The following is an 8,940-nucleotide window of genomic DNA, read 5'->3' on the forward strand; positions in this document are numbered from 1 at the left end:
GAGGCGTCATCGGGAAACCACGCCCGGAATTCTTGATAGGTCCGCGGGTAGTCCACACCGCCCACGGGAGCGCCCTCGACACCCACGCTGAACAGCATAGGTCCACTTAAGCAGATAAGCAGTACATGTGTTCTAGTATCCCCAACCCCACCGACAGCCCACCACCACCGAAACCCCGACCTGTGGACGAAAACCAGATTGGGGATAACCCACCCGAAAGCCTCAAGCGCTGCGGAAAACGCGCCCAGCACCAGGCTGTACATCCGTACAGGGCAGATTGGTGACAAAATACGGCCATGGCGACCTCGTCGCGGCGCGTCGGCGCCGAAACGTCCAAGACCCGGGACACGCTGCTGGACTGCGTCGAGAAGATGATGCTCGAAGAGGGGTACGCCAGTGTCACCTATCGTGCGCTGGCTGCCAGGGCGGGCGTCACTCCCAGTTTGGTGCAGTACTACTTTCCCACCCTCGACGACGTCTTCATCGCCGCGATCCGGCGGTACTCCGAACGCAACCTCGCCTATCTCGACAAGATCATGGAGAAGCGCGCCGAGGACCCGCTCCGCGCCCTGTGGGAGTACAGCTGGGATGAGGCCACCGGCACGTTGATGACGGAGTTCATGGCGCTGGGCAACCACCGTAAGTCGATCCGCACCGAGATCGCCGCGGTGACCGAGGGCGTACGCAAGCTCCAACTCGACGCACTCACCGCGAAATTCGGCGCGGACGCACGGCCGTGGGGTGATCTGTCGCTGCCCGCACTGCAGCTGCTGATCTCCAGCCTGCCGAAGTTCTTGAACCTGGAGAAGGGCGTCGGCGTCGAAACCGCGCACGATGAACTCATCGCAGCGTTCGAAGGCTACCTGGACTCGATCGAGCCGGCTCGGAAGCGGAAACCGGCCCCGCGCAAGCGATCCCGCTGACTCAGCAGAACATCCCCCGGTAACCGCGGGCAGGATGCCTGGAAGAGATGTCTGCTGAGGCACCGAAGAGCTTCTCCCGCAACGTACCCGGGCGATACTGCCTCTGCATCAGGCCCTTACCCTGCAGCACCGGAACCAGATGCTCGAAGAACTCCTCGTAACTGTTGGGCAGCAGCGCGTTCATCACCTGCACACCGTCCACACCTGCGTCCTGATATTCCAGCAGTCGGTCGGCGATCGCCTCCGGTGAGCCGACGACCATCTGCGGCAACGACAGTGACGTCAGGAAGTCCTTGACCGTCGGCTTCGACCCCTCCGGCCAGGCATTGACCACGGCGAGGAAAGCGCCCTGGATACCCGGGATCTCGTCGATGATGTCCTCCAGCGGAGTCGCCGGATCGAATCGGCCCAAGTCCATCCCGCTCAGACTGGAGAAGTAGGCGGTCTGGGCCTCCGGGCTACGCCACTCTTCGAGCTCACCCCACTTGCGGAACGCCTCTTCGTCGGTCGACCCGATCACGAACATCATGCCCTGCAGGAACAGGATGTCGCCGTCCTGACGCCCGTGAGCGCGGGCCAGGTCGCGAACAGCACCGACCTGCTGGGCGATGGTCTCCAGTGAATAGGCTGACAGGAACATCAATTCCGCATGCTTGCCCGCGAACTGCAGCCCCGCCGGTGATCCGCCGGCCTGGGCGAGCACCGGGGTGCGCTGCGGTGAGGGTTCCATCAGGTTGAATCCCTCGACGCTGTAGCGCTCGCCGTTGTGGTTGATGTCATGCACCTTCGACGGGTCGGCGTAGACACCCTTTGAAGGATCGTTCACGATGGCGTCGACGTCCCACGTGCCCTCCCACAGCTTGTAGGTGACGTCGACGTACTCCTCGGCCCACGCGTAGCGCTGTTCGTGCGAGAGGTTGCCCGGCAGGCCGAGATTGCGGAACGCTTTCTCGTTGGCCGACGTGACGATGTTCCAGCCGATCCGGCCGTTGGACAGGTGATCGAGTGTCGATGCGGCACGGGCGAATACGAACGGATGATGGGATATCACCGAGCTGGTGTACAGGAAGCCGATGTCCTCGGTCTGCTGCGCCAGCGCCGGGATGAGCATCGTGCAGTCGGCGATCGGGACGTTCATCGCCATCTCGAAGACGATGTCTCGTGACCCGTTGTACTCGCCCTGCACTCCCATCACGTCGGTGAAGAAGAAGGCGTCGACCTTCGCCTGCTCTGCCTTCTTGGCCAGGTCGACCCACATGTCGAATCCTTTGAAACCGCGATTCCCGGCTTCCGGATGGCGCCAGCTGCCATGGAAATTGTGTCCGATCGCATCCATCACCAAGAAGGTGAAGATCATGCGCTTGCTCATTGGCACGCCTCTCTCCGGCGTCTCCGCTCGGGTGTCATACGTCCGTAGTGCATCGATGCTATACAATCGTACAACCGAAGTTTCGTGGAAGGGACCGCCAATGACGAATTCCGATGAGCACGAGCAGCTTCGTCGGCGCGTGCAGTACCTCGAGGATCGCACCGCGATCCTCGACTGCGTGATGAACCAGGCGCGCGGGCACGACCGTCACGACGCCGAGCTCATGGGTAGCGTCTACTTCGAGGACGGGATCGACGAACACGGTCCGACCGTCAAAACCGGTCCGGAGTACGGCGATTGGGCCAACCAGGCGCACACCGCGGTGTTCGAGGACCACCTGCACAACATCACAACGCACACCTGCCAGATCGACGGCGACGTCGCCCACGCCGAGAGCTACGTGATGGGCGCGATGCGCGTCAAGGGCGGCAAGGTCGTGTCACTGATGGGCGGCCGCTACATCGACCGCCTGGAACGCCGCGACGGTGTCTGGAAGATCGCGCTGCGCCGCTGCACCATCGAGTGGATGCTCAGCGGTGACTCGTCGATCCTGGGCAAGGGTGCGGTCCAGGGTTTCATCAAGGGCAAATGGGACAAGACCGACGCGTCCTACCTGCGCCCGCTGAAGCTGGACGATCCCGTCGACCGGTGGTGACGGCGTGAAACTCGCGGGACGCGTCGCGCTGGTGACCGGCGGCGCGTCGGGCATCGGCCGCGCGACGGCGCTCCGGTTGGCCGCCGAGGGCATGCAGGTGTGCGTGGTCGACATCGACGGTTCGGCGGCCGACGCGGTCGCCGAACCGCTCGGCGGTATCGGATTGCAGTGTGATGTCAGCGATCCCGCGCAGATCGACACCGCAGTCGGGTTGTGCGCCGACCGCCTGGGTGGCCTGGACCTGGCCTTCCTCAACGCCGGCATCACCATCGACTGGTCGGGAGACATCGGTTCCCTCGACCTGGCCCAGTACCGGCACTCGGTCGGGGTGAATCTCGACGGCGTGGTGTTCGGCGCCCGGGCCGCGGTGCGCACGATGCGGAAGCACAGCGCCGGCGGCGCCGATCGGGCGATTCTGGCGACGGCCTCGCTGGCCGGCCTGATGCCGTGGCACCCCGACCCGGTCTACTCGCTGGGTAAGCACGCGGTGATCGGGTTCATGCGCTCGATCGCCCCGAACTTGGCCGGCGAAGGCATTGCGGTGCACACCATCTGCCCGGGCATCACCGAGACCGGGGTACTCGGCGACCGCCGTCCGCTCGTCGAACGCATCGGCGTCCCGGTGATGGAACCGGACACGATCGCCGACGCCGTGCTCAACGCACTGGCCGCTCCGACGGACGCCACCGGCACGTGCTGGGTTGCCCAGCACGGGAAGCCGGCCTGGGCGATGGAGTTCGCCCAGGTCGACGGACCCGACACTCGGCTCAACGTACCGGTCAACCGTCGTTAGCCGGTGCGCGCAGGTGCGCGCGCGCAGCCAGCTCGTCATCGTCGACCAGCACCAGCATCTGTTCACCCGGCACGCAGAACATCGTGACCAGGAAACGGCTGCGAATGTCGCTGCGGTTGTTGGCATCCGAGTAGTGGATGACGTCGCCACCGGGCTCCCAGAACGCCTCGCCGGCCCGGATGACACGCGGTAGTTCGCCTTCGAGTTCGAACAGCATCTCGCCTTCGAGCATGTAACCGAACGCGGGCCCGCCGGGGTGACGGTGCGGGGGCGTGCCGCGACTGCCCGGCGGATACTCGATCACCACGGTCATCGTCTCGGCTCCCGCCGGGATGGTCGGCGGATGTACGCCCTGCACGACCGTGACCGCGGTCTTCCACTCGTCGCCGTACTCTCCGGACATCGGTGTGCCTCTCATGCCGCGCGTTGGATGTCGGGCACGAAACGTCCACGAGCGCAGTCGGTGTCGGCCAGGGCGCGGCGCAGCTGGGCGCGCGCCCGGTACACCCGCGACATCACGGTGCCGACCGGAATGGCCATGATGGCCGCGGTCTCGGCGTAGGTGTAGCCCTCGACGTCGGCGTAGTACAACACCGTGCGGAAGCGCTCCGAGAGTTGCTCCATCGCGGCGCGGAGGTCGTCGTCGGGCAGGGATTCCAACAGCTCGGCCTCCACCGACCGGAGTCCCGTCGACAGCGGCGCCGGGTGGCGGGCCAGATCGCGGTCGGTGATCTGATCGGAGAGCACCTCAGCCGGGCGGCGCTCTTTCCATCGGTACGCATTGATCCACTGGTTGTACTGAATCCGGAAAAGCCAGGCCTGAAGGTTGGTGCCCTGCTGGAAGTTGCGGAATCCCGTATAGGCACGGACCAGGGTTTCCTGCAGCAGGTCCTCGGCGTCGGCGTCGTTGTGGGTCAGGCGGCGGGCGCCCCGGAGCAGGACGTCGACCAGCGGCCAGACCTCTTCGGCGAAGCGTTCCTTCAGTTCGGCGGTGGAGTCGATGTCGTCGGGACCGATGACCTTCATGGGAGTACCTCCGGTTGATTTCTCCGAGCCCGGACGGGCCGTCGAGATCAGACTCGCGGGAAACCACCCATGGGGAACCCTTGGTAGTCCGTAGTCTCCGTGGCCCCTAGTGAGACCACGTGACGGTGCGCAGCTGCCTGCGCGACGTGATGCCCAACTTCACGAACACCTTGCGCAGGTGCCATTCGACGGTGTGCACGCTGATGAACAGCTGGGCGCCGATCTCCTGGTTGGTCAGGCCGTCGGCGGCCAGCCGGGCGATCTGCGCCTCCTGCGCGGTCAGCTCGTCGCCGGTGCTCAGCGGCTGTTTACGGACCTTCTCGCCGACTGCGACCAGCTCCCGGCGGGCGCGCTCGGCGTAGCCCCGCGCCCCCATCCGGGCGAACATGTCGTGGGCCTCGTTCAGGTGCCGCCGGGCGTCGCCGCGCCGGTTCACCCGGCGAAGCCATTCGCCGTAACCGAGATGGGCCCGTGCCCGGTGCACCGCCACTCGGGATCGGCTCAGCTGGTCGAGGGCCTCGTTGAACAGTCGGTCGGCGTCGGCATTGTCGGCCAGCAGGGCTCGTGCGCTGGCCATCGCACCGAGTCCCCACGGCGTGCCACTGGCACCTGCCCGTTCCTCGATGTGACCGATGGCTTCGCGAGCGGCGTGGAGTTCACCGATATGCGAGGCGGCTTCCACCAGCTCGTGCAGCGCCCAACTGTAGAAGCCGAGGTCCTCGTACTCGCAGGCGGCACGTGCGGCTGCGAAAGCCTCCTCGTAGCGGCCCAGGCCGTTGTAGAGCACTGCCGTCGCATACCCGGTCAGCCCCAGCAATCGCCCTTCACCACGCTCGGCGCCGTGGGCGGCGGCGGCGTCGATCAACCGGGCGGCCTCCACGGCGTCGCCCCGCCATGCGGCGATCACCAGGAAGTGGTACGGGAGCGCCCTCTGATTCGTCGTGGCCGCCGCGATGGACTGCGCCTCGGCGATCAACGTGGCGGCCGTGTTCAGCTCGCCGAACAGCACATGTACCCCTGCCCGGTACACAAGCGCCGGAGGAAGACCGGCCAAGGCGCCGCTGTCCCTTGCCTGCTGGACGACCGCTGCCGACAGTGCGTCGACGAGGTTCTCGTCCCACAACTCGTGGGCGGCGGATTCCTGCAGGATCGGGAACGCGGGTACCAGCCACCGCTGGAGCTGGGCGGGGTCCCCCGATGCGAGGGCGGACATCGCGTCCAGCGCGGTGCGCATATGCGCCACGCCCCCACGGATCCCGCCGGTGATCCGCTCGGTCATCCCGCGGAAGAACAGGTCCACGGCCCGCGGCAGCTCCGCTGTGCGAGCCATCGCCGAACGCGCCGCTTCGGCGGCGTTGAGCAGCGCGCCGGGCTGGCCCATGCGGCCGGCGTACATCAGCGCCGCGAACGCCTCCAGGTAGCACTCGCGGGAGGCGAAGTCGTCGACGTCCTCTAATTGCTTCGCCGCTTCGAGCAACGCAGGTGCGGTTTCCCCCACCGCGGGCGCGCCGGCCTCCCCCGCCCGGCTGCTCACGAACGCGATCTGCGCGCGCAACCGTGCGGCGCGCGCACGCTGAAGTTCAGACAGCGGGGCCAGTTCGGCGATGGTCAGCAGTTCGTACGCCGCCGGCATCGCCGCGGAGTCCCTCTTGGCCTGCGCCGCAGCCAGCGCCCGGTTCCCGCGGAGCTCGGGGTCGGCGGTCAGCACGGTGGCGCGTTCCAGAAAGGCCGCCGCCGCGGCGATCCCGCCGCGGCTCTGCGCGCGGCTCGCCGAGGCCTCCAGTTCCGCAGCCACGCCGTCGTCGGTGCCTGCCACGGAGTTGGCGGCGTGCCATGCCCGGCGGTCGGGATCGGAATCGGCGTCGGTGGCCGCGGACAACGCCGCATGAATCGCGCGGCGGTCGGCCATGTCGGAGGCACGGTAGGCGGCGGTGCGCATCAGCGGGTGATAGAAGCGCATACGGGGACCGAACTCGATGACGCCGGCGTTCTCGGCGGGGGCCAACGCGTCCACCGCGATACCGAGGAGTGCGGCCGCACGCAGGAACAGGCTGGAGTCGCCGATAGGTTCGGCGGCCGCGAGCAACAACAGACGGCGGGAGTCCTCCGGCAGAGCCCGGATGCGGCGCAGGTAGTTCTCTTCGATCCGGTTCGGTGAGCTGTGTGCGCCGACAGTCCAGAATCCGCCGGCGAGTTCCGCCGCGGTGTACGTGCGGGGCACTTCGAGCAGCGCCAGCGGGTTCCCCCGCGTCTCGGCCACCACCCGGTCGCGAACGCTGGGGTCGATCGCGCCGATCACCGCCGATTCCAACAGTTTCCGGGCGTCGGCGTCGGACAGTCCGGCGACGAGCAACTCGGGCAGACCGGTCAGCACTTCAGCGCCGTCGCGGCGCGCGGCGAACACCATCGCCACCGGTTCGGCCACCAACCGGCGGGCGACGAAACCCAGCGTCTGCATTGAGACCTGATCCAGCCACTGGGCGTCGTCGATGACGCACAGCACAGGTTGTTCCTGCGCGGCGGCGGCCAACAGGCTCAACACCGCGAGCCCGACGAGAAAGCGTTCAGGCGGCGGCCCGGTGCCCCGCCCGAACGCGACCGAGAGCGCGTCACGCTGCGGCGACGGCAGATCGTCGAGATGGCCCAGCAGCGGGGCACATAACTGGTGCAGTCCGGCGTAGGCCAGTTCCATGTCGCACTCGACGCCAGAGACGTGGAGGCAACGCAGTCCCTGCGCCTCGTCGGCGAGGTAGCCGAGCAGCGCCGTCTTGCCGGCACCCGGTTCGCCCCGCAACACCAGCACCTGTGACCGACCGGTCCGCACCGTCGCGGTCACCTCGCGCAGCATTGCGGTCTCCGCGACGCGACCATGCAGCGGTCGTCCCCGACCCTGGCTCGACATATCGCACCACCGCGTCCCGTGGAGGCCGACATCCTGCCTGACCACGACCCCGATTCGAGTGGATGGTAACCAGTCGGCGTCCCCCGGTCCAGTCCAGCGCTGCGGTGGTCAGCTTCTGGCTGCTGCCTCCAGGATCCAGTCTGCGAAGCGCACGTCGAACAAGGTCGCCCCCGGCCCCGGGACCAGTGTGCGTTCGGCGATGTCGACACCCCAGTAGCGAGCGTCGCGATCAGCGACCACCTGCCGGCTGTCACCGCGTGCGGTCAGCGCCGTGCGGATCAGTTCGGGCAGCCGGAACTCCTCCGGCCCACCCACTTCGGTGACGCCGTTGACCGGTGCGTTGACGGCCGCGATGGCAACGGCTTCGGCGACATCCGTGGAGGCCATCGGTTGGATCAGCGCGTCCGGCAGTCGCACGACGCCGTCGACGACGGCAGAGTCGGCGATGACGGTGAGGAATTCGAAAAACTGCGTGGCCCGCACGATCGTGTACGGAACCGGCTTGTCGGCGATCAGCGTCTCCTGGGCCAGTTTCGCCTGGAAATAACCGCTTTCGCGGGCAAGTAACTCGGTGCCGACAACCGACAGGGCCACGTGGTGGGAGACGCCGGCCCGGGCTTCCGCGGAGAGCAGGTTGGTGGTCGCCACGTTGAAGAACTCTTTGGCTTCCTCTTCTTCGAAGGACGGCGAGTTGGTGACGTCCACGACCACCTGCGCCCCGGCCAGCACATCGGCCAGCCCTTCGCCGGTGAAGGCGTTCACGCCGGTGGACGGCGCAGCGGCCACCGCCTCGTGACCGTGCGCGGTCAGCCCGTCCACGACCTTCGATCCGATCCGTCCTGTGCCGCCGATGACGACGATCCTCATGGTGGCCCCTTTCTCCTCGCTGGTTCGAGGCGGCGTGATCGCCGCCTCGAAAGCCGGAACCGCGGACTCGACGGCGATTCATCCCGTGACGGCCGTCACTGCCGGATAGCCGGGTGGGACGACAGTGGTTCCACGGAGTGGACACGAGAAAGGACTTCTGATGGAACTACGAGGTTTTCGCGCGCTGGTCACCGGCGGCACCGCGGGAATCGGGCTGGCCTCCGCCCGCTTGTTGGCCGAGGCGGGCGCCGAGGTGCTCATCACGGGCCGCGATGCCGGTCGCGGCGCGGCCGCCGCCAAAGTGTTCTCCACCGAGCGCATCCAGGAGGTGGGCCGGCTGGCCGAGGAGGTCGTCGGCAGGTTCGGCAACCCCGCGGACCCGGAGACCGCCGAGCTGATGGACTG

General features: G+C 67.2%; 8 protein-coding genes and 2 pseudogenes. 5 read left to right on the forward strand and 5 right to left on the reverse strand.

What is annotated here, in order from left to right:
• The first annotated feature begins 296 nt into the window (after positions 1 to 296).
• Positions 297 to 923 (forward strand): TetR/AcrR family transcriptional regulator, encoded by a 627-nt coding sequence (locus ASJ79_RS12315; RefSeq protein ID WP_067955495.1) that lies wholly within the window; start codon positions 297 to 299, stop codon positions 921 to 923.
• Between the two features lies 1 nt (position 924).
• Here the strand turns inward: ASJ79_RS12315 and ASJ79_RS12320 are convergent, their stop codons facing one another.
• Entirely contained in the window at positions 925 to 2,292 is a 1,368-nt protein-coding gene (locus ASJ79_RS12320; protein WP_067955497.1) for an LLM class flavin-dependent oxidoreductase, read from the reverse strand.
• A 100-nt stretch (positions 2,293 to 2,392) separates the two neighbouring features.
• Between ASJ79_RS12320 and ASJ79_RS12325 the strand changes: the two genes are divergently transcribed.
• Together ASJ79_RS12325 and ASJ79_RS12330 are read left to right on the forward strand one after the other, a co-directional pair.
• A complete protein-coding gene (locus ASJ79_RS12325) occupies positions 2,393 to 2,947 on the forward strand; it encodes a nuclear transport factor 2 family protein (protein ID WP_067955499.1) in 555 nt (184 codons plus the stop codon).
• Positions 2,948 to 2,951: 4 nt separating this feature from the next.
• A complete protein-coding gene (locus ASJ79_RS12330; protein ID WP_067955502.1) occupies positions 2,952 to 3,740 on the forward strand; it encodes an SDR family oxidoreductase in 789 nt (262 codons plus the stop codon).
• Here ASJ79_RS12330 and ASJ79_RS12335 read toward each other — a convergent pair.
• From ASJ79_RS12335 to ASJ79_RS12350, 4 genes are all read right to left on the reverse strand, one after another.
• Positions 3,727 to 4,143, reverse strand: coding sequence for a cupin domain-containing protein (locus ASJ79_RS12335; RefSeq protein WP_067955503.1), 417 nt, complete (start codon positions 4,141 to 4,143; stop codon positions 3,727 to 3,729). The genes ASJ79_RS12330 and ASJ79_RS12335 overlap by 14 nt on opposite strands.
• 11 nt (positions 4,144 to 4,154) lie before the next feature.
• Entirely contained in the window at positions 4,155 to 4,766 is a 612-nt protein-coding gene (locus ASJ79_RS12340) for a sigma-70 family RNA polymerase sigma factor (protein ID WP_067955506.1), read from the reverse strand.
• A gap of 106 nt (positions 4,767 to 4,872) precedes the next feature.
• Complete coding sequence (locus tag ASJ79_RS12345; RefSeq protein ID WP_067955508.1) at positions 4,873 to 7,668, reverse strand: LuxR family transcriptional regulator; 2,796 nt, start codon at positions 7,666 to 7,668, stop codon at positions 4,873 to 4,875.
• 108 nt (positions 7,669 to 7,776) lie between these two features.
• On the reverse strand, positions 7,777 to 8,535 hold the full coding sequence (locus ASJ79_RS12350; protein WP_067955510.1) for an SDR family oxidoreductase: 759 nt from the start codon (positions 8,533 to 8,535) through the stop codon (positions 7,777 to 7,779).
• Between the two features lie 160 nt (positions 8,536 to 8,695).
• On the opposite strand from ASJ79_RS12350, the pseudogene ASJ79_RS34855 reads away from it, so the two are divergent.
• Together ASJ79_RS34855 and ASJ79_RS34860 are read left to right on the forward strand one after the other, a co-directional pair.
• Positions 8,696 to 8,791 (forward strand): annotated as a pseudogene (locus ASJ79_RS34855) (short-chain dehydrogenase); the annotation flags it as partial.
• Positions 8,789 to 8,940: pseudogene (locus ASJ79_RS34860) on the forward strand (hypothetical protein); the annotation flags it as partial. The pseudogenes ASJ79_RS34855 and ASJ79_RS34860, both read left to right, overlap by 3 nt.

The sequence above is a fragment of the Mycobacterium sp. NAZ190054 genome, from assembly GCF_001545925.1.
Lineage (GTDB): Bacteria > Actinomycetota > Actinomycetes > Mycobacteriales > Mycobacteriaceae > Mycobacterium.